The 19,933-nt window shown below is 70.6% G+C and carries 16 protein-coding genes; 9 read left to right on the top strand and 7 right to left on the bottom strand.

What is annotated here, in order from left to right; all coding sequences use genetic code 11:
* Positions 1–109 precede the first annotated feature (109 nt).
* From AB3X07_RS05905 to cysD, 4 genes are all read right to left on the bottom strand, one after another.
* Positions 110–535 (bottom strand): hypothetical protein, encoded by a 426-nt coding sequence (locus AB3X07_RS05905; RefSeq protein WP_369943513.1) that lies wholly within the window; start codon positions 533–535, stop codon positions 110–112.
* Between the two features lie 158 nt (positions 536–693).
* Entirely contained in the window at positions 694–3,378 is a 2,685-nt protein-coding gene (locus AB3X07_RS05900) for a M1 family metallopeptidase (protein WP_369943512.1), read from the bottom strand.
* A 158-nt stretch (positions 3,379–3,536) separates the two neighbouring features.
* The gene (cysN, locus tag AB3X07_RS05895; protein ID WP_369943511.1) at positions 3,537–5,531 is read right to left on the bottom strand and encodes a sulfate adenylyltransferase subunit CysN; all 1,995 of its coding nucleotides are present in this window, start codon (positions 5,529–5,531) and stop codon (positions 3,537–3,539) included.
* Positions 5,531–6,565 (bottom strand): sulfate adenylyltransferase subunit CysD, encoded by a 1,035-nt coding sequence (gene cysD, locus AB3X07_RS05890; RefSeq protein WP_369943510.1) that lies wholly within the window; start codon positions 6,563–6,565, stop codon positions 5,531–5,533. The genes cysN and cysD overlap by 1 nt, the downstream gene beginning before the upstream one ends.
* An 81-nt stretch (positions 6,566–6,646) precedes the next feature.
* On the opposite strand from cysD, the gene AB3X07_RS05885 reads away from it, so the two are divergent.
* The 3 genes from AB3X07_RS05885 to AB3X07_RS05875 all read left to right on the top strand — a co-directional run bounded on the left by AB3X07_RS05885 (position 6,647) and on the right by AB3X07_RS05875 (position 11,092).
* Positions 6,647–8,515 (top strand): assimilatory sulfite reductase (NADPH) flavoprotein subunit, encoded by a 1,869-nt coding sequence (locus AB3X07_RS05885; protein WP_369943509.1) that lies wholly within the window; start codon positions 6,647–6,649, stop codon positions 8,513–8,515.
* A 118-nt stretch (positions 8,516–8,633) separates the two neighbouring features.
* Positions 8,634–10,355, top strand: coding sequence for an assimilatory sulfite reductase (NADPH) hemoprotein subunit (gene cysI / locus AB3X07_RS05880; protein WP_369943508.1), 1,722 nt, complete (start codon positions 8,634–8,636; stop codon positions 10,353–10,355).
* Positions 10,352–11,092, top strand: a complete 741-nt coding sequence (locus tag AB3X07_RS05875; protein WP_369943507.1) for a phosphoadenylyl-sulfate reductase — start codon at positions 10,352–10,354, stop codon at positions 11,090–11,092. Before cysI ends, AB3X07_RS05875 begins: the two co-directional genes overlap by 4 nt.
* 362 nt (positions 11,093–11,454) lie before the next feature.
* Here AB3X07_RS05875 and AB3X07_RS05870 read toward each other — a convergent pair whose 3' ends face one another.
* From AB3X07_RS05870 to AB3X07_RS05860, 3 genes are all read right to left on the bottom strand, one after another.
* Entirely contained in the window at positions 11,455–12,942 is a 1,488-nt protein-coding gene (locus tag AB3X07_RS05870) for a PepSY-associated TM helix domain-containing protein (RefSeq protein ID WP_369943506.1), read from the bottom strand.
* Positions 12,942–14,957, bottom strand: coding sequence for a TonB-dependent receptor (locus tag AB3X07_RS05865; RefSeq protein ID WP_369944663.1), 2,016 nt, complete (start codon positions 14,955–14,957; stop codon positions 12,942–12,944). Before AB3X07_RS05865 ends, AB3X07_RS05870 begins: the two co-directional genes overlap by 1 nt.
* Before the next feature lie 113 nt (positions 14,958–15,070).
* Positions 15,071–15,442, bottom strand: a complete 372-nt coding sequence (locus AB3X07_RS05860) for a DUF2946 family protein (RefSeq protein WP_369943505.1) — start codon at positions 15,440–15,442, stop codon at positions 15,071–15,073.
* A 312-nt stretch (positions 15,443–15,754) separates the two neighbouring features.
* Between AB3X07_RS05860 and AB3X07_RS05855 the strand changes: the two genes are divergently transcribed.
* From AB3X07_RS05855 to AB3X07_RS05830, 6 genes are all read left to right on the top strand, one after another.
* Entirely contained in the window at positions 15,755–15,976 is a 222-nt protein-coding gene (locus AB3X07_RS05855) for a hypothetical protein (RefSeq protein WP_369943504.1), read from the top strand.
* Positions 15,977–15,987: 11 nt separating this feature from the next.
* Positions 15,988–16,971, top strand: coding sequence for a DUF6976 family protein (locus tag AB3X07_RS05850; protein ID WP_369943503.1), 984 nt, complete (start codon positions 15,988–15,990; stop codon positions 16,969–16,971).
* 105 nt (positions 16,972–17,076) lie between these two features.
* Positions 17,077–17,412 carry an ArsR/SmtB family transcription factor gene (locus AB3X07_RS05845; protein WP_369943502.1) on the top strand — a complete coding sequence of 112 codons (336 nt, stop codon included), beginning with the start codon at positions 17,077–17,079 and terminating at the stop codon, positions 17,410–17,412.
* A gap of 29 nt (positions 17,413–17,441) precedes the next feature.
* Positions 17,442–17,867, top strand: a complete 426-nt coding sequence (gene arsC, locus AB3X07_RS05840) for an arsenate reductase (glutaredoxin) (protein ID WP_369943501.1) — start codon at positions 17,442–17,444, stop codon at positions 17,865–17,867.
* A 47-nt stretch (positions 17,868–17,914) separates the two neighbouring features.
* The gene (gene arsH / locus AB3X07_RS05835) at positions 17,915–18,589 is read left to right on the top strand and encodes an arsenical resistance protein ArsH (protein WP_369944662.1); all 675 of its coding nucleotides are present in this window, start codon (positions 17,915–17,917) and stop codon (positions 18,587–18,589) included.
* A gap of 70 nt (positions 18,590–18,659) precedes the next feature.
* Positions 18,660–19,859, top strand: a complete 1,200-nt coding sequence (locus AB3X07_RS05830) for a GAF domain-containing sensor histidine kinase (protein ID WP_369943500.1) — start codon at positions 18,660–18,662, stop codon at positions 19,857–19,859.
* Positions 19,860–19,933: the final 74 nt, after the last annotated feature.

The raw sequence follows: 19,933 nt of genomic DNA, 5'->3' as shown, positions 1-19,933 counted from the left end.
CGGCGCGGCGTGACGGCCGTGGACACGCCACGGCATGACCAACGACCCTTGCCGGCGCGCTACGCCGCGCCGCGACGTGCGCGCCGGCGGGCGGCGTTGGCGTCGCGGCTCAGCCCGGCGCGGGCGTGCGGCGTCGGGTGAAGAACGGATACGCCGCCATGAACGCCAGCGCCGCGGCCGTGCCGAGCAGCGCGCGCACGCCCTGGCCCAGGTCGTGCGGAATCCGCCATTGCTGCAGCGCGCCGTCGTACCAGGTCAGTTGCAACAGCAGCAGGCCGAACAGCACCATCGGCACGCCGAACACCAGCCAGGCGAACACGCGCAGCGCCGGCTTGGTCCGTCGATCCTGCAGCTTGCCGACGATCTCGGTGGTGGCCAGGTGGTACTGGAACGGGTCGGTGGTGGAATGCAGCGGACGCTGCGTCGGCGGCGGTTCCGGACGCACCGGCTGATCGGTCACCTGTTCCGCCGGCGCCGGCGCCACCAGTTCGGCCACATTGGTCTTGGCCAGCAAGGCCTGCATCTTCGGATCCACGCGTTCCCCCTGAACGTCGTGCGGCCGCCGCGCGCTGCGCGCCGCGACCGCGAGGGCACGGCCTCCGCAGCGGTCGCCCCGGATACCCACCGCATCCCTGCCGGCATAGCATGCGCAGCCTGGCGGCCGCAGGCAACCGCGGCCTGCGCGACGCGGCCTCAGCGCGGGTGCGCGGCGCCGTCCTGCGCCTGCCGCAACGCGCTGCACAGCCGGATCGTCTCGGTGGTCTGCGCCAGGCCGCGATCGGCGCCGCTGAGCTGCCGCAGGCGCGGCGCGAAGAACGCCTGCAGGCGTTCGGCCTCGGCCACCTCGCAGCCGCCGGACGCGGCCAGCGCCGGCAGGCGGCCGCCATCGAAGGAGCCGGACCGCGCCACCAGCCGGTCGAAGTTGGCGGTGTACCAGGGCCACATCGAGGCGTGGGTCGCGGCATCGTCGTGCGCGCCCATCAGCACGGTCGCCATCTCGCCAACCTTGACCGCATCGGTCAGCGCGAAATCGCGCACCTTCTGCACTTGCCGCGGATCGCGCAGCTTCGACAGCGCCTCCAGCATGGCGTTGCGCTGCGCCGGTTCGCCATGGTGACGCAGCGCCGCGAGCAGCGCGTCCACCGCCGGTTCGCCGCGCTCGCGCAGCGCCACCGCCAGCGCGCTGCCGAGCAGGTCCGGATCGGCGGCGGCGAAGTCGGGACCGTGGCCGTGGCCGTCACCGGCCAGGACCGCATCGCCTTGCGCCAGCAGTGCCTGGCGCACCGCCGGAACCGCCAGTTCCACGCCGAGCAGCTCGGCCAGTTGCGCGCGCAGCGCCACATCGTCGTCGCTGTCGGCGGCGCGGCGGTGGTAGCCCAGCGCCTGCAGCCGCGCGCCGAAGGCCTGCTCGGCCTGCTGGCGCAGCGCCGCGCGCTGCCCGTCCTGGCACGCCAGCACGCGCCAGATCCACTGGAAGCGATCGACCAGGGCGGTTGCCACCGGTGCCGCCGCGCTCGGCGCCAGTTGCCGCATCGCCGCGACCACCGCTGCGCTGTCCAGCTCGCCGCGACGGAACGCCGCATCCACCGCATCGGCGTAGGCCAGCTTTTCGGCATCGCCGAGCGCATCAAGGTGATGGCCCAGGGTCGCCAGTTGCGCGGCCGGCAGCGCGAACCGGTAATAGCCGGCGCCCTCCGCGTTGGGCAGCACCCAACTGTTGCGGTCCGCGCCCTGCAGCACGATGCGGCCGTCGGCGCCGGTCAGCATGGTGCAGGCGCGCCGCGCGCCTTGCGCGGTGCCGTACTTCACGCACACCGGCAGGCCCCACTGGCGCGCAGCCTCGCCGCTGGAGCCCAGCGGCAGATAGCGCTGCTGGTGCAGGCGCAGCGCCGTGCCCTGCGCGCCGGTCTCCAGCCGGGCCTGCACGTAGGGCACCCCGGGCTGATCGAGGAAGCTGCGGAACGCCGCCTTGAAGCCCTCGCCCTTGCCGGCGGCGCGCGCGATCGCCTCGATCAGATCGTCGGCGGTGGCGTTGCCGAAGCGGTGTTCGGCGATGTAGCGGCGCATGCCGCTGCGGAACGTGTCGGCGCCGACGAACGCCTCGAACATGCCCAGCACCGCCGCGCCCTTCTTGTAGGTGATGCTGTCGAACGCGGTCTCGATGTCGCCGTTGCCGGTGATCGGCTGGCGGATCTTGCGCGCGCTGACCAGGCTGTCGTTGTCCATCGCCTCGTGCGCGGCGGCGACGCGGTCCAGGTCGGCGTGGTACTGCGGGCGCAACTGCATGGTCAGCTTCTGCTGCATCCAGGTGGCGAAGGCTTCGTTGAGCCACAGGTCGTCCCACCAGGTCATGGTCACCGTGTCGCCGGTCCACTGGTGCGCCAGTTCGTGCGCGGTGACGTTGAACGAGCCCTTGACGTTGCGCCGCGGCGAATCGGCGTCCAGCAACAGCAGCCAGTCGCGGAACGTGACGAAGCCCGGGTTCTCCATCGCGCCGGCGGAAAAATCGGGCGCGGCCACCAGGTCGAGCTTGTCGAATGGATAGCCGAACGCGTAGTAGTCCTCGAGCGCGGCGACGATGTCCGGGGTCTGCGCGAGCGCGCGGCGGATACGCGGACCCTGGCCCTGCGCGGCGATGCCGCGCAATGGCGTGGGCTGCGCGCGCTGCGGCGTGGCCGGCATCGGGGCCGCATCGACCACGTCCCACGGACCCACCGCATAGGCGACCAGATAGGTCGGCAGTGGCGGCGTCTCGGCGAACTGGACCGTCTTCCAGCCCTTGCCGGCCGGCACGGTGGCCGTGGCCTGGGTGTTGGCCAGGGCCTGGTCGGCCTCGGGCACGGTCAGGCGCAGCGCGAACGGCGTCTTCAGCGACGGCTCGTCGAAGCCGGGGAACGCATAGCGCGCGCTGATCGGCTCCATCTGCGTCATCGCGTACGCCTGGCCCTGATAGTCGACCTGATACAGGCCCTGCAACTGCTGGTTGAGCGGCGCGCGGTAGGCGATCTCCAGGGTCAGCTGCTGCGGCTGCAGCACCCGCCCGAAGGCGATGCGCGCCACGCCGGCCTGCGCGTCGGCCTGCGCGTAGCGCACCGCGAACGGGGCGCCGTTGGCGCCGCGCACGGTGGCCTTGGTCACCCGCAACTCCTTGCCGTGCAGCCACAGATGGTCGGAGGCCTGCGCGAGGCGCACGCGGATCGTGGCGACGCCGCTGAAGTCGCGCTGCGCCGGGTCGATCCTCAGGTCGAGCGTGTAGTGCTCCGGCACCGCCCAGGACGGCAGGCGCCCGCTGGGCACGGCATCGGGTGCCTGCGCGAAGGCCGCGCCGCAACACAGCGCCAGCAGGGAGGACAACACGGTGAGCGACGGACGGGCCATGGGCGACTCTTCGACGGCAGGAAGCCGCCGACTTAAGCACGCGCGGCACCGGGTGTCACCTGGCTTCGGTTGCGCGCACGCCAGCGCGCTGGCACCGATCGCCGCACGCGCGACGGAACGCGGCGCGCGTCAGGTGTGCGCAGCGGCCCACGTCTGGTTCAGTCGCGCGCGTCCAGCCAGGCCAGCACCTGCGCCGCCAGCGCCTCGGCATTGTCGCCATCGGCGCGCAGGTGCAGTTCCGGCTGCGCCGGCGGCTCGTACGGCGAATCGATGCCGGTGAAGTTGGGAATCTGCCCGGCGCGCGCCTTGGCGTACAGCCCCTTGACGTCGCGCGCCTCGGCCACCTGCAGCGGCACGTCCACGAACACCTCGACGAACTCGCCGTCCTCGAAGCGCGCGCGCGCCATCGCACGCTCGGCGCGGAACGGCGAGATGAAGCTGACCAGCACGATCAGCCCGGCATCGGCCATCAGCCGCGCCACCTCGGCGACGCGGCGGATGTTCTCCACCCGGTCCTCGTCGGTGAAGCCCAGGTCGCGGTTGAGGCCATGGCGCACGTTGTCGCCGTCGAGCAGGAAGGTATGCCGGCCCTGCGCGTGCAGCCGCTTCTCGACCAGGTTGGCGATGGTGGATTTGCCGGCGCCGGACAGGCCGGTGAACCACAGCACCTTGGGCGCCTGGCCCTTGATCCGCGCCCGCGCCGCCTTGTCCACGTCCAGGTGCTGCCAGTGCACGTTGCCGGCGCGGCGCAGCGCGAAGTCGAGCGTGCCGGCGGCGACGGTGGCATTGCTCTGCCGGTCGATCAGGATGAAGCCGCCGAGCGTGCGGTTGCGCGCGTACGGCGCGAACGCGACCGGCTCGTCCAGCGCCAGGTTGCAGTAGCCGACCTCGTTCAATTCCAGGCGCTTGGCCGCCAGCCGCTCCTGCGTGTTGACGTCGATGCGGTGCTTGATCTCGCTGACGCTGGCCGACACGGTGCGGGTGCCGAGCTTGAGCCAGTACGGGCGCCCGGGCAGCAGCGCGGCATCGTCCATCCACAGCACGTGCGCGGCGAACTGGTCGGCCACCTCCGGCGGATCGCCGGCGGCGGCGATCACGTCGCCGCGGCTGATGTCGATCTCGTCGGTCAGGGTCAGCGTCACCGCCTGACCGGCCACGGCCTGGTCCACGTCGCCCTTGCCGTCCAGCACCCGTGCCACGGTGGAACGGCGCGCCGACGGCAGCACCACCACCGCATCGCCCGGGCGCACCTGCCCCGCCGCGAGCGTGCCGGCGAAGCCGCGGAACTGCTGGTTCGGGCGGTTGACCCACTGCACCGGCAGGCGCAAGCCGCTGTCGGCGTCGCGCGCGGCCAGGTCCAGGCCATCCAGGTAGGCGAGCAGGGAGGGGCCGGCATACCACGGCGTGCGTGCGGAACGCTGCGACAGGTTGTCGCCGTCGAGCGCCGACAGCGGAATGCAGTGCACTTGGGCGATGCCCAGTTGCGCGGCCAGCGCCCGGTAGCTGTCGGCGATCGCGTCGAAGGTGGCCTGGTCGAAACCGACCAGGTCCATCTTGTTCACCGCCAGCACCACGTGGCGGATGCCGAGCAGGGACACGATGTAGCTGTGCCGGCGGGTCTGGGTCAGCAGGCCCTTGCGCGCATCGACCAGCACCACCGCCACGTCGGCGGTGGACGCGCCGGTGGCCATGTTGCGGGTGTACTGCTCGTGGCCGGGGCAATCGGCGACGATGAACTTGCGCCGGTCGGTATCGAAGTAGCGGTAGGCGACATCGATGGTGATGCCCTGCTCGCGCTCGGCGGCCAGGCCGTCGAGCAGCAGCGCGTAGTCGATCTCGCCGCCGCGCGTGCCATGGCGCCGGCTGTCGGCGCTGAGCGCGGCGAGTTGGTCGTCGAACAGGCGCTTGCTGTCGTACAGCAGCCGCCCGATCAGCGTGCTCTTGCCGTCGTCGACGCTGCCGCAGGTGATGAAGCGCAGCAGCGGCTTTTGTTCGTGTTGCTGCAGGTAGGCGGCGACTGTGTCGCCTTCGCCGGGAATGGGAAATGGGGAATGGGGAATGGAAACGGCAGTCTCCTGCGAGTCATCCGATGGCGAGGCTTCTTGCTTTTGCACTTGCGATTCCCCATTCCCCATTCCCGACTCCCGGCCCATCAGAAATACCCTTCCAACTTCTTCTTCTCCATCGACGCGCCCGGATCCTGGTCGATCACCCGCCCCTGCCGCTCCGAGGTGGTGGCCAGCAGCATCTCGGCGATGATCTTCTCCAGGGTGTCGGCCTGCGATTCGATCGCGCCGGTCAGGGGATAGCACCCCAGCGTGCGGAAGCGCACCTGGCGCAGGTGCGGGACTTCGCCCGCGCGCAGCGGCAGGCGCGCGTCGTCGACCATGATCAGCATGCCGTCGCGCTCCACCACCGGGCGTTCGGCGGCGAAATACAGCGGCACCACCGGGATCGCTTCGCGGTAGATGTACAGCCAGATGTCCAGTTCGGTCCAGTTGGACAGCGGGAACACGCGCACGCTCTCGCCGGCATGCACGCGGGCGTTGTACAGGTTCCACAGTTCCGGACGCTGGTTCTTCGGATCCCAGCGGTGCCTGTCGTTGCGGAACGAGAACACCCGCTCCTTGGCCCGCGCCTTCTCCTCGTCGCGGCGCGCCCCGCCGATCGCCGCGTCGAACCTGCCCTGGTCCAGCGCCTGCTTCAGGCCCTGGGTCTTCATCACGTCGGTGTGCACGGTGGCGCCGTGGCTGATCGGGCCGATGTCCTGGGCGACGCCGTCGGGATTGATGTGCACGCGCAGGTCCACTCCGGTCTCGGCGGCGCGGCGGTCGCGGAAGGCGATCATCTCGCGGAACTTCCAGCGCGTGTCCACGTGCAGCAGCGGGATCGGCGGCGGCGCCGGCGCGAACGCCTTGAGCAGCAGATGCAGCAGCACCGAACTGTCCTTGCCCACCGAATACAGCAGCACCGGATTGCGGAACTCGGCCGCCACCTCGCGCAGGATATGGACGCTTTCGGCCTCGAGCCGATCGAGATGGGACAGGGCGGAAGAACGGATCGGGGACAACGCGAGGCTCATCGAGGGAGGGACCATGCCGAGGGTAGCAGCGCCCATGCCGCCTGGGGCGACCGGGGCCGGCAGTGTGTGATGCGCACGCCAGGCGAAGAAATAAGCGGGGGGCATAAGCCGATAACCCCTGCTCCTTTCTGCGCCGCGCAACGCTTCCCTAACATCGGTCATCCCTTCTTCCCACCCGGACCGGTCATGACCGCCGCCTCGCCCGCGTTGCCGCCCAGCCCCTTGCCCGACGAGCGCAAGGCGCTGCTGGCGCGGACCGTGGAGGGCCTGGACGCGGCCAGTCTGTGGTGGCTGTCCGGCTATGCCGCCGGCCTGGCGCAGGGCCAGGGCCATGCGCCACCCTCGCTGGCGGTGCTGCCCGGCGGCGCCGCGGCCGGCCAGGGCGCGCAGCGGTTGAGCGTGGTCTACGGCAGCCAGACCGGCAACGCCCGCCGCGCCGCCGAGCAGCTCGCCGCCGAGGCCGAGGCCGCCGGGCTCAGCGTGCGCCTGCTGCGCGCCGACGCCTACCCGACCCGCGAGCTGGTCAGCGAGCGCCTGCTGTACGTGGTCATCAGCACCCAGGGCGAAGGCGATCCGCCGGACGACGCGATCGGCCTGGTCGAGTTCCTGCAGGGGCGCCGCGCGCCCAAGCTGCCGGAACTGAAGTACGCGGTGCTCGGCCTGGGCGATTCCAGCTATGCCGACTTCTGCGGCATCGGCAAGCGCATCGACGCGCGCCTGGCCGAGCTCGGCGCGCAGCGGCTGCTGCCGCTGGGCGAGGCCGACCTGGACATCGACAGCGTGGCCGCGCCGTGGCGCGCGCAGGCGCTGGCGCAGGCGCGCGAGGTGCTGAAGAACCCGGCCACGCCGTCGGCGACGGTGGCCCCGCTGCGCGGCGCCGGCAGCGCCACCTGGAGCCACACCCGTCCGTTCGCCGCCGAGGTGCTGGCCAACCAGCGCATCAGCGGCCGCGACTTCAAGGGGCCGCGCTATGCCGCGCATGGCGCGGCCGACAAGGACGTGCGCCACCTGGAACTGTCGCTGGCCGGCAGCGGCCTGCACTACGAGCCGGGCGACGCGCTGGGCATCCGCCACCGCAATCCGCCCGCGCTGGTCGAGGCGATCTTGACGGCGACGCGACTGGACGGTCATGCGGACGTCACCGTCGATGCGGACACTCTCCCCCTGCACGAGTGGCTGGCCGCGCACCGCGAACTGACCCGGGCCTCGCGGCCGCTCCTGGCCGCGGTCGCCCGGCGCGCGGCGGCGGCGGCGCTGGACCAGCTGCTCGACCCCACCCAGACCGCCGGCCTGGCGGCGTTGCTGGCCGATCACCAAGTGATCGACGTGCTGCGCCGCTGGCCGGCGGATTGGGACCACCGCGCGTTGCTCGACGCGTTGCGGCCCCTGGCTCCACGGCTGTACTCGATCGCCTCCAGCCGCAAGCGGGTCGGCGACGAAGTGCACCTCACCGTCGATGTGCTGGCCTACCAGGCGCATGGCCACGCCCACGGCGGCGCGGCCAGCGGCCATCTGGCCAGTCTGGCCGAAGGCGACAGCGCCGCGGTCTACGTCGAACCCAACGAACGCTTCCGCGTCCCCACCGACGGCAGCCGCGACATCCTGATGATCGGACCCGGCACCGGCGTGGCGCCGTTCCGCGGCTTCGTGCAGGAACGTGCCGAGAGCGGCGCCAGCGGCCGCAACTGGTTGTTCTTCGGCGCCCGCCATTTCAACCGCGATTTCCTGTACCAGGCTGAGTGGCAGCAGGCGCTGCGCAGCGGCGAGCTGCATCGCCTGGACCTGGCGTTCTCGCGCGACGTGCAGCCGGTGACCGCCGCCGCGCCGCAGAAGGTGTATGTGCAGCAGCGCCTGCGCGAACAGGGCCGCGACGTCTACGACTGGCTGCAGAACGGCGCGCACCTGTACGTGTGCGGCGCGATCGGCATGGGCAAGGACGTGCACGCCACGCTGCAGCAGATCGTGGCCGAACACGGCGCGCACAGCGCCGAGGACGCGGCCGCCTATCTCACGGCATTGCAGCGGGAGGGACGGTATGCGCGCGATGTGTATTGAGGCCGGGAATCGGGATACGGGAATCGGGAATGGATGACAGCCGGCTCCGACACGCTTCCCGCAGCCCCCGCCCTCCGCGTTTGCCATTCCCCATTCCCCATTCCCGATTCCCAGCCCAATGAGCAACGTCGAAGACATCAAGGCCGAAAGCCGCCGCCTGCGCGGTTCGCTGCTGCAGAGCCTGGCCGATCCGGTCACCGGGGCGCTGCGCGAGGACGATCAGACTCTGATCAAGTACCACGGCAGCTACCAGCAGGACGATCGCGACCTGCGCGAGGAGCGGCGCCGGCAGAAGCTGGAGCCGGCCTACCAGTTCATGATCCGCACGCGCACGCCGGGCGGCGTGATCACGCCCGAGCAGTGGCGCAAGCTCGACGCCATCGCCACCACCTACGGCAACCACTCGCTGCGCGTGACCACGCGCCAGGCGTTCCAGTTCCACGGCGTGATCAAGCGCGAACTCAAGGCCACGATGCAGGCGATCAACGCCGCGCTGATCGACACCCTCGCCGCCTGCGGCGACGTCAACCGCAACGTGCAGGTCGCGGCCAACCCGCTGGCCTCGCGCGCGCACGCCACGCTGTACGCCGACGCCGCGCGCGTGTCCGAACACCTGCTGCCCAATACCCGCGCCTACTACGAGATCTGGCTGGACGAGGAGCAGGTCGCCGGCAGCGGCCAGGAACAGGAGCCGGTGTACGGCGACACCTACCTGCCGCGCAAATTCAAGATCGGCTTCGCGCTGCCGCCGATCAACGACGTGGACGTGTTCGCCAACGACCTCGGCTTCATCGGCGTGGCTGGCGCCGACGGCGACCTGGCCGGCTACAACGTCAGCATCGGCGGCGGTATGGGCGCCACCCACGGCGACGCGGAGACCTACCCGCGCGTGGCCAACGTGATCGGCTTCATCACGCGCGACCAGTTGATCGACGTCGCCACCGCCGTGGTCACCACCCAGCGCGACCTCGGCAACCGCGAGGTGCGCAAGCGCGCGCGCTTCAAGTACACCATCGACGATCACGGCCTGGACACGGTGGTGGCGGAGATCGAACGCCGCGCCGGCGTGCGCCTGCAGCCGACCCGCGCGTTCGCCTTCGACCACAACGGCGACCGCTACGGCTGGAGCGAAGGCGAGGACGGCCGTGCGCACCTGACCCTGTCGCTGCCGGCCGGGCGCATCGCCGACCATGACGACGGCGCGCGCCACCTCAGCGGCCTGCGCGCCATCGCCGAGCTGCTGCAGCGCGACGGCGACGGCGCGCACTTCCGCATGACCGCCAACCAGAACCTGGTCATCGCCGGCATTCCCGCCGCCCTGCGCGAGGCGGTCGAGATCCTGGTGCGCGCGCACGCGCTGGACGCCGGCAACCAGGCGCGCACCGCGCTGGCGCGCGCGGCGATGGCCTGCGTCGCGCTGCCGACCTGCGGCCTGGCGATGGCCGAGGCCGAACGCTACCTGCCCGACTTCGCCGCCAAGCTGGAGCCGCTGCTCGACCGGCATGGGTTGCGCGAGGCGCCGATCCTGCTGCGCCTGTCCGGCTGCCCGAACGGCTGCTCGCGGCCGTATCTGGCCGAGATCGCGCTGGTCGGCAAGGCGCCCGGCCGCTACAACCTGATGCTCGGCGCCGATCACCGCGGCCAGCGCCTGAACACGCTGTACCGCGAGAACATCGCCGAACCGGAGATCCTGGACGCGCTGGACCCGCTGTTCGCGCGTTACGCCAGCGAACGCGACAGCGGCGAAGGCTTCGGCGACTTCCTGCACCGCAGCGGCCTGGTCGCATTGCCCGCCTATCCCACCCACCGCCACCTCATTCCTTCGGAACTGCACGCATGAGCGCCCTGCCCGCCTCCACCGCACACGACTCCGCCAACGCGCCGGCGCCGGCCTGGGACCTCGACGCGGTCAACGCCTTGCTGGCGCCGATGACCGCGCCGCAGCGCGTGGCCTGGGCGCTCGAACACGGCCCGGCCGAGGCCGCGCTGTCGTCGAGTTTCGGCGCGCAGTCGGCGGCGACGCTGCACCTGCTGACCCAGCAGTTGCCGGATATCCCGGTGATCCTGATCGACACCGGCTATCTGTTCGCCGAGACCTACCGTTTCGCCGATGCGCTGACCGACCGCCTCAAGCTCAACCTCAAGGTGTATCGGCCGCTGGTCAGCCGCGCCTGGATGGAAGCGCGCCACGGCCGGCTGTGGGAACAGGGCATGGTCGGCATCGAGCAGTACAACAACCTGCGCAAGGTCGAGCCGATGCGTCGCGCGCTGGACGAACTGAAGGTCGGCACCTGGTTCACCGGCCTGCGCCGCAGCCAATCCGACAGCCGCGCGCAGACCCCGTTCGTGCAGAAGCGCGGCGAGCGCTACAAGATCAACCCGATCGCCGACTGGAGCGACCGCGACCTGTGGCAGTACATGCAGCAGCACGGCCTGCCCTATCACCCGCTGTGGGACGAGGGCTACGTCTCGATCGGCGACTTCCACACCACCCGTCGCTGGGAACCGGGCATGCGCGAGGAAGACACCCGCTTCTTCGGCCTCAAGCGCGAGTGCGGCATCCACGAGGACATCTGAGCGATGCGGGCGCGACGTCGGTCGCGATTGCGCCGCGATGTGTCTTCCGGCATCCGAGGGTTCGGGACTGTCCCTGGTCCCTCGGCTACCTGTCGCGGCTGAAGCCGCTCCTACAGTGCCCAGCCGACTCTCCGCACACCAATGTAGGAGCGGCTTCAGCCGCGACGAACGAAGCCATCCAGCCATCCGGTGCCGGAAACAGTCGGGACTGAAGTCCCTCCCACGGCGTACCCATTCGGCACGCCTCGGAAGCCTTTCGGGAGCGGCTTCGGCCGCGACGAAGCGAAGCGATGCATCTTCCGATTCCAGCCACCTGTCGGCGCCATGCCCCGACGGCGCACAGACCCTCCAGCCGCACCACCTCACTCCCGCCGCAGCACCCACCACCAGTCCAGCGCCAGCATCAGCAGCAGCGACGCCCCGACCAGCGGAAACACCGCGCCGCCGAGCGCCAGCAGCGCCACCACGCCGCGCAAGGTCCGCCGGTCCTCGGGCAACGGCGGCACACCCAGCCCACCCGCCGGACGGCGCTTCCACCACATCAGCACCGCGCTCGCGCACAACAGCAGAATCCCTGCGCACGAGGCGATCAGCAGCAGCTGATTGAACGTGCCGTACTGCTGCCCGAGATGCACGTTGATGCCCCACTCCAATGCCTTCGCCATGGGTCCGTAATCGGCATAGCGCATGTCCAGCAAGACCTTGCCGCTGTATTGGTCGAGATGGATCACCCGCTGCTGCGCCAACGCCGGCGGATACACCGACGCGGTGTACACGCCACGCGCCCCGCGCGGCAGCGCCACGCTGTAGCCGGCCGCGATACCGCGCGCCTGGAACCGCGTCACCGCCGCATCCAGCCCGATCCCGCCCGGTGCCGCAGGCGCCTGCGCCATCGCATCCATCGCCATGCCGCCGTGCCCGGCGTGCTCGTCGTGCGCATCGCCTCGCGCATCGGTCACGCCCGGCATTGCCGGCAAGGGCGCCGTCTGCGTCTCCGTTTCCTGGATCGGCATCGGCATCGACGCAGCCTGCGGCAACTGCGACGCCGGCACGCGCGCCTGGCGCAACGACCAGGCCGGCACCTCCTGATCGCTCAGCCGCTGCGTGGACAACGGCAGGTCCACGCGCAGTCCGGCCGGATATCCGTAGTGATGGCCGTTGGCCAGGCGGTTCACCTGCGCGCCCCAGAACCACGACCACGGCATCCCGGTCAGCGCCAGGAACAGCAGCATCGCCCCGACCACGCTGCCGGTCAGCGCATGCAGGTCGCGCCAGAACACGCGCTGCGGCGGCCGCCCACGTAGCGCGGTGACGCCGCCGCGGCGGCCGCGCGGCCACCACAGGTACGCGCCGGTCAGCACCAGCAGGATCGCCCAGCCGGCGGCCACCTCGATCAACGCACTCGCCCATGGCCCGACCAGGGCGAGGCTGTGCAGGCGCCGGATCGTCCACGCCACGGTGCCGTGCTCGGGCAGGCTGCCCAACGCCCGCGCCCGGTACGGGTCCACGTACACCACCACGCGGCGACCGTCGGCCGTGCCCACGGTCACTTCCGCCGACGCATCGGGACGCGCCGGCGGCGCATAGCGCAGCGGCTGGCCCGGTTGCGCCGCCAGCGCGGCATCGAGCAGCCGCTGCGGCGTGGCGGCCTGCGCATCCGCCGGCACCTGCACCGTCTTCAATGCGCGATGGAAATACGCATCGATCGGCTGCTGGTAGACGAACGCCGCCCCGGTCAACGCCAGCCAGGCCAGCAACGGCAGCACCAGCAGGCCGGCATAGAAATGCCAGCGCCACACCGCGCGGTAGAAGCGCGCGGGCGCCACCGCGGTCGCCGTCGGCGCGCCCATCACCACCCCCAACTCAGGCTGGCGTACAGCGCGCGGCCGTCGCCGGGCGAGTAGCCGGACGAACCGCTGTCGTACCAGGCGTAGACGTAATGGCGATCGGTCAGGTTCTTCAACTGCAGCGACAGCGCGCGCTGCGCATCCCACGCCCAGGTCGCGCCGACGTTGGCCAGGACATAGCCGCCGTAGCGGCCCAGCGTGTTGCTGCGCTCCACGTAGTAGTCGCCCTGGGCATTGCCCCATGCCGACAGCTTCAGCCGCGGCGTGGCCTGCCAGTCGACGCCGGCATTGGCCAGGTAGCGCGGGACGTTCTCGATTTCCTTGCCGCGCGTGGCCGGCGCGCTGGGATCGGGGGTGACGATGGTCGCGCGCTGCCGCGAGTACGCCATCCACAGCGTCCAATCCGCATCCGGACGCAGGGTCAGCTGCGCATCCCAACCGCGGCGCAGGGTCTTGCCGACGTTGCCGACCTCGCCGGTGCCGACGCTGCCGTTGACGCCCAGGACCGTCGCGACCTCGTCCGATGCGCGCTGTTCCCAGTACGCCAGCCGCGCATCCAGGCGCCGGCCATCGGCGAATTTCAGGCCGGCTTCCCAGCCATCGTTGTACGACGGGGCCAGGTTGCCGGGCTGGCTGCGGTAGGCGCCGTTGCCGCTGCCGATCTGGAAGGTGCGGCCGACGTTGGCGTAGGCACTGGTCTGCGCCGTCAACGCGAACACCGCGCTGAGCTTGGGCTGCTTGATCGCCCCGTAGGCGTAGGCCGGATAGCGCGCGCCGCCGAGACGGTCGCGAAAGTCCCCGTCCACCCAGTCCACGCGATAGCCCGGCACCAGTTGCAGGCGCGCGAACGGGCGGATCAGCGCCTGCACGTAGGCACCGTGCGTGTCCAGGTCGAAGTCCCAGTCGCGCAACGGCGCGGTACGCACCCGCGCCACGGTGCGGTAGCGCTGCGAGGTGTTGTCCTGCCATTGCCCGTCGATGCCACCTTCCAGCGCGAAGGCCGTGGCCCACGTCACGTCGGGGCGCCAGCTGGCCTTGGCCAGGAACCCGCGCTGGGTTTCGTCGGTGTCGCGCTCCTGCTGCGCACCGGCGGCGGTGAAGCGCACCCAGCGCTGGTTCTGGTAGCGATTCCAGTACAGCGTGGCATTGCCCTGCAGGGCGTCCGCCAACTGCGCGTCCAGATGCAGGCTCACCTGCCCGGTCTGGCGTTCGCTGCGATCGTCGCGCGCGTAGTCCGGCGAACTGCGCGGCGCGCGTTGCGCGCTGGCGTAGTCCAGGTAGCCGGCCTCCAGCGCCGCGTTGCGGTAGTAGCGCGCACTCAGCCCGGCGCGCCACGCCGCGTCCGGCGCGGTGTAGAACCACTTGCCGGCGAAGGCGCGCTTGCGCGCGTCGGCGTGGTCGCGATAGCCGTCGCTGTCGCGCCAGGCGGCGAAGTAGTTCTGGCTCCAGCCACCGCGCTCGATGCCCTGGCTGGCCTGTACCTCGCGCGTGCCGAAACTGCCGACGGTGACGCTGGCGCGGCCGTCGTTGCCGCCGCTGCGGGTGATCACGTCGACGCTGCCGGCGATGGCATCCAGCCCGTAGCGCGGATCGTTGGTGCCGCGCACGATCTCGATCGCGGCGATGTCCAGCGGGAATACCGCGTCCAGGTACGGCATGCCGCCGGCGTTGTCGTTGCTTGGCACGCCGTCGATCAATAGCTTGACCGCGTTGACCCGGCCCTCGCCGTTGAAGCCGCGAAAGGAGAAGCGGCCGGCGTCGGTGCCCATCTTGAACTGGGTGACCTGCACCCCCGGCGCGCGCATCAGCAGTTCCCAGCTGTAGTCCACGTGCTGGTCCTGCAGCAGATCGCCGCCGAGGATGTCCACGGAACTCAGCACGCTGCGCGCGGCCGGCGCCGCCAACGGGTCGGCGGTGACTTGGACCTTGCCCAGGGTCAGGGCGGAATCGCCCGGGGTGGATTGCGCGGCGCGGTCGGCGGCCTGCGCCGGCAGCGCCACGCTGGCGGCAAGACACACGCAGCGGCACGCCGCCATGCGCGGCATGGAAAGCAAACGGATCATCGATGGCTCCATCAAACACGAAGACGTGCCGCGGCGAGGCCGCGGCACGAAGGAACATCCACGCGTGGTCAGGAGAACAGGGGTGGTCCGCGTGCCGCGTGCGCGCGCCATACTCCGGCCGCGACGGCCGGCGGCCGCGGCAGCGCAGGGGGCGCGTGGTGGCGCAACCACGGCAGCAGCACCAGCAACACCGCCAACCACGGCAACAGCCGCGCGGCGAGCAGACAGTAGTCGCAGGCGTGCTCGTGCGGCATCGCGCCGTCGGCATCGTGGGCGCCCGCATGCAGCGCCGCCGTCGCCACGGGCGGCAGCGGCCACTGCAAGCCGCGGCTGGTGCACAGCGCGCCGGCGTCGGCCGCCATCGCACGCGGTTGCATCTGCTGCCAACGGCTCAGCAACGGCGCAACCAGCATCAGCACGATCGCCAAAGCGGCGAGCATGGCCCAGGGCGACTGCGACGGGCGGCGACGGATCACGGCGGCAGTCTAGGGCCTGCGGCCGCGCGCAGGGTAGACCCTGCGACAGCTTGACGCAGGCATCGCCGCACAGGGACAAGCAAGACCCGCTCCCCCCCCCCCGCCCGCGCGCCGCGCAGCGATCGGGCCGCAGCAGTGACCCATTCGCCACTTCGGCGACGGAAACCGCTTACAGCCAGGCGGTGAGCTCAAGCTCGGTGGCGCGGCGTCGATACCTGCACCGGAGCCGCGCCTGGGCGCCGGCCATTCGAACGACGTCACCCGAGGAGGACGAAGATGATTCCAAGCAAAAGCCATCCCAAATGGGTTCCGCTGCTTCGCGGCGAGTCCAACCTGCAGTTCAAGGTATTCGCCGGGAACATGATGCTGAGCCAATGCGCGCGCAGGATCAAAAGCGACCCGTCGCCGCAGAACGTGCAGGCTTGCGTGGACGAGGCGCACGCCTTCTTCAGCAAGTACGAAAATCTCTACTCGGCCGAACTGAAGTCCCACTTCTGAGGAGCAACGACATGTTGATGACACGCGACCAAGCCGCTCAGAAGATCCAGTCCGGCGCCACGTTGTACCTGGCCGGCGACCAGGCCCTGCTCGACGGCCTGCCCACGGGCAACTGGATCGGCGGCACCATTCCCTACTTCATGGACAAGCAGGGCGGCACCCACAGCCGCGACCTGATCTTCGTCAGCGAGCAGGACCCCTGCGTCGTTGCCTCGCGCGTGCGCTGGTACGGACCGGACGAACTGCCGTCCATCGCCAGCGACTCGCCCGATCACGGCTTCAGCGTCATCATCCTGCCGGCGACCAGCCAGGCGCACGTGCGCTACGCGCAGGAGTCGCCCGACTATCCTGGCCTGTTTATGAAGAACATCGTCGGCTGGGTGTCCGGCGTGGACCTCGCGGACCTGGGCAAAGTGGCGCCGCGGATCTACGACGGCACCAGCGGCAAGTCCTACAGCGAAGGCTGCGTGGCGCTGCATGCGACCCTGCCGGAGGATAAGATGGTCTCGGTCGGCATCGTCAACTGCTTCGAGCAGGGCGACGGCGACGTGATCACCTTCGCGCAGGACGGCTTCGATGTCGGCCAGGCCCTGATCAACGGCCAGCCACACGACTTCGCCGATTACCTGACCCGCAACCAGATCGACGTGCGCCTGCCGCTGGTCGCCGACTACAACGGGGAGAAGATCAACGCCAGCATCCAGTCGATCGACCAGGACGGGCGCAAGGTCACCCTGTACGCGCCGGTGTTCCGCGGCGTGGAGTACCGCATCGCCGCACCGGTGGCCAACTACGTCGAAGAGTTCTCGCGACAGTTGCCGCAGACGGTGCGCAGTCCCGAGTTCAGCTGCAACTGCATCCTCAATTTCCTGTACTCGGAGCTGGAGGGCAAGCGCACCGGCGAGCTGATCGGGCCAGTGACCTTCGGCGAAGTGGCCTACCAGTTGCTTAACCAGACCATGGTGTACCTGCAGATCGAGGACATGCCGGCCTGACGCCGGCGCAAGGCGTTACCGCGACGGGCGCAGCGATGCGCCCGTCGTCGTTTCGGGAGCGCGTCCCGGCTTGCCTCATTTCATTGCTTCTGGAATTATCGAATCATGGGCGCCAGCAACATCGTTACCGCCTTGCGCGCCCATGCGCATCGGCTTGCCGCCTATCGCGCCCTGGTCCAGGCCGGGCCGCAGGGCATGGTCGTCGGCGAGTTGCGCGCCGCGCTGAGCTTGGCGCCGGCCACGCTCACCGCCCACCTGAACGTCCTGCGCGGCACCGGTCTGATCGTCGACGAACGCCAGGGCCGGGTGATCCGGCTGCGCGCCGATTACGCGCGCATGGACGCGCTGATCGGGTTCCTGACCGAGAACTGCGGCGGCGGCAACTGGCCGTCGCCCGCCGCGCCGCCGACGACCACTCCGAAATCCGCGAAACACGCATGACCTCGCCCTCCCTACCGCACCGAGTTCCGATGAGCGCCATCACGATCTATCACAACCCCGCCTGCGGCACCTCGCGCAATGTCCTGGGCCTGATCCGCAACAGCGGCACCGAACCAACCGTGGTCGAATACCTCAAGACCCCACCGGACCGCGCCACCTTGCAGGCGCTGATCGCGGCCATGGGCATTCCGCTACGCGAGGCGATCCGGCAGAAGGGCACGCCCTACGCCGAACTAGGCCTCGACGACCCTGCGCTGAGCGACGACGCGCTGCTGGACGCGATGCTGCGGCACCCGATCCTGATCAACCGGCCGATCGTGGTCACCCCGCTCGGCACCCGCCTGTGCCGGCCCTCGGAGACGGTGCTGGAGATCCTGCCTTCGCCGCAGCGCGGCGCCTTCGCCAAGGAAGACGGCGAACCGCTGATCGATGCGGACGGCCGCCTTGTCGGTTGACCTGTCCGATCTGCCGAACCTGGACCCGGCCGCATTCGCGCGCCTGGATCCCCTGGCGCTGGCCGCCGCTGGCGCCGCGCATCCTGTTGCTGTACGGATCGCTGCGCGAGCGTTCCTACAGCAAGCTGCTGGCGCTGGAAGCGGCGCGGCTGCTGCAGGCCATGGGCGCGCAGACGCGCCTGTTCGATCCGACCGGACTGCCGCTGCCCGACGCCGCCCCGGACAGCGACGCGAAGGTGCAGGAACTGCGCGAACTGGCTCTGTGGAGCGAAGGCATGGTCTGGTCCTCGCCGGAACGGCATGGCGCGATGAGCGCGGTGCTCAAGGCGCAGATCGACTGGATCCCGCTCAGCCAGGGCGCCCTGCGCCCCACCCAGGGCAAGACCCTGGCGCTGATGCAGGTGTCCGGCGGCTCGCAGTCGTTCAACGCGCTCAACCAGATGCGCGTGCTGGGCCGCTGGATGCGCATGCTGACCATCCCCAACCAGTCGTCGGTGGCCAAGGCCTGGCAGGAATTCGACACGCCTGGACGCATGCGTCCATCGGCGTACTACGAACGGGTGGTGGATGTGATGGAGGAACTGGTCAAGTTCACCCTGCTCACGCGCCAACTGGCGCCCTATCTGGTGGATCGCTACAGCGAGCACCTGTCCGGGAGCGGAACCGGGGCACTGGCCGCGGCCTCCGGCGCCGCGCCGGCCACGAGCGTCGCGCCCGCGTGAAGACGGCGTCGCCAAAAAACCGTGATGCGTCCCATAGACTGCGCCACTGACCGTCACCGAGCCGCGCCGCATGCTTCCCGCCGAACCCGCCGCCGGCCCCGCGTACTGCGCCGCCAAACCGCCCAACGAGGCGCTGCGCCTGGATGCCCTGCGCAGCTACGCGATCCTCGACACGCCGCCCGAGCCGGCCTTCGACGACATCACCCGCATGGCGGCGTTGATCTGCCAGACCCCGATCGCGGTGGTCAACCTGATCGACAGCGAGCGGCAGTGGTTCAAGAGCGAGATCGGCCTGGGCGCGCGGGAAACCCCGCTGGCCACCTCGATCTGCGCGCATGTGCTGCTGGAGGACGACCTGCTGCTGGTGCCGGACACGCGCGAGGATCCGCGCTTCGCGAGCAACCCGCTGGTCACCGGCGACGAACGCCTGCACTTCTACGCCGGCGCGCTGCTGAAGACCGCCGACGGCCTGCCGCTGGGCACCGTCTGCGTGCTCGATCGGCGCGCGCGGCAGCTCACCTACGAGCAGATGGAGGCGCTGCGCGCCCTGGCCCGGCAGACGATGGCGCAACTGGAACTGCGCAAGGCGCTGGCGAAGGCGCAGGAGGCCAACCATTACCGCAGCCGCCTGCTGGCCGTCGCCGGCCACGACCTGAAGACCCCGCTGCGGACCGCCTCCTACGCACTGACCAAGCTGCAGCGTCAGCTCGATGTCGCCGACAGCGCGCCGCTGGACGAGGCGCGCAAGGCGCTGAACCAGGTCGCCTCGGGGCTGGACGAGCTGGCCGCCAGCGCGGTCGCCGGCGCCGAGCACAGCCTGCCGGCGCTCGGCACGGTCGGGCTGGCCGAACTGCTCGGCCCGATCCTGGACACCTGGCGGCCGCGGGCCACGGCCAAGGGGCTGCGCCTGCGCTACGTGCCGACCGCGCTGCGCGTGCGCAGCCACCCCACGCTGCTGGCCACCCTGCTCGGCAACCTGCTCGGCAACGCGGTCAAGTACACCGAGCACGGCTCGGTGCTGATCGGCTGCCGGCGGCGGCGCGATCAGGTGCTGGTGGAGATCATCGACAGCGGCATCGGCATGGACCGCGACAGCCTGCACCAGTTGTTCCAGCCGTTCCGCCAGGCCGATCCGCACAGCGAGGGCCTCGGCCTGGGGCTGTGGATCGTGCGCCGCACCGCCGAGACGCTGGGCTGCAGCGTCGAAGTGCACAGCCAGCCCGGCCACGGCAGCCGCTTCACCGTGCGGCTGCCGGCCGCGGACGCCTGAGCGGCGCACTGGCGCCCGTCCCCTCATCCGCCCCTTCGGGGCACCTTCTCCCGGGGGGGAGAAGGGACGTATCC

It is taken from the genome of Xanthomonas sp. DAR 35659, from assembly GCF_041242975.1.
In the GTDB taxonomy this organism is placed as follows: domain Bacteria; phylum Pseudomonadota; class Gammaproteobacteria; order Xanthomonadales; family Xanthomonadaceae; genus Xanthomonas_A; species Xanthomonas_A medicagonis.
This window is presented reverse-complemented; position numbering and strand designations above follow the sequence as displayed.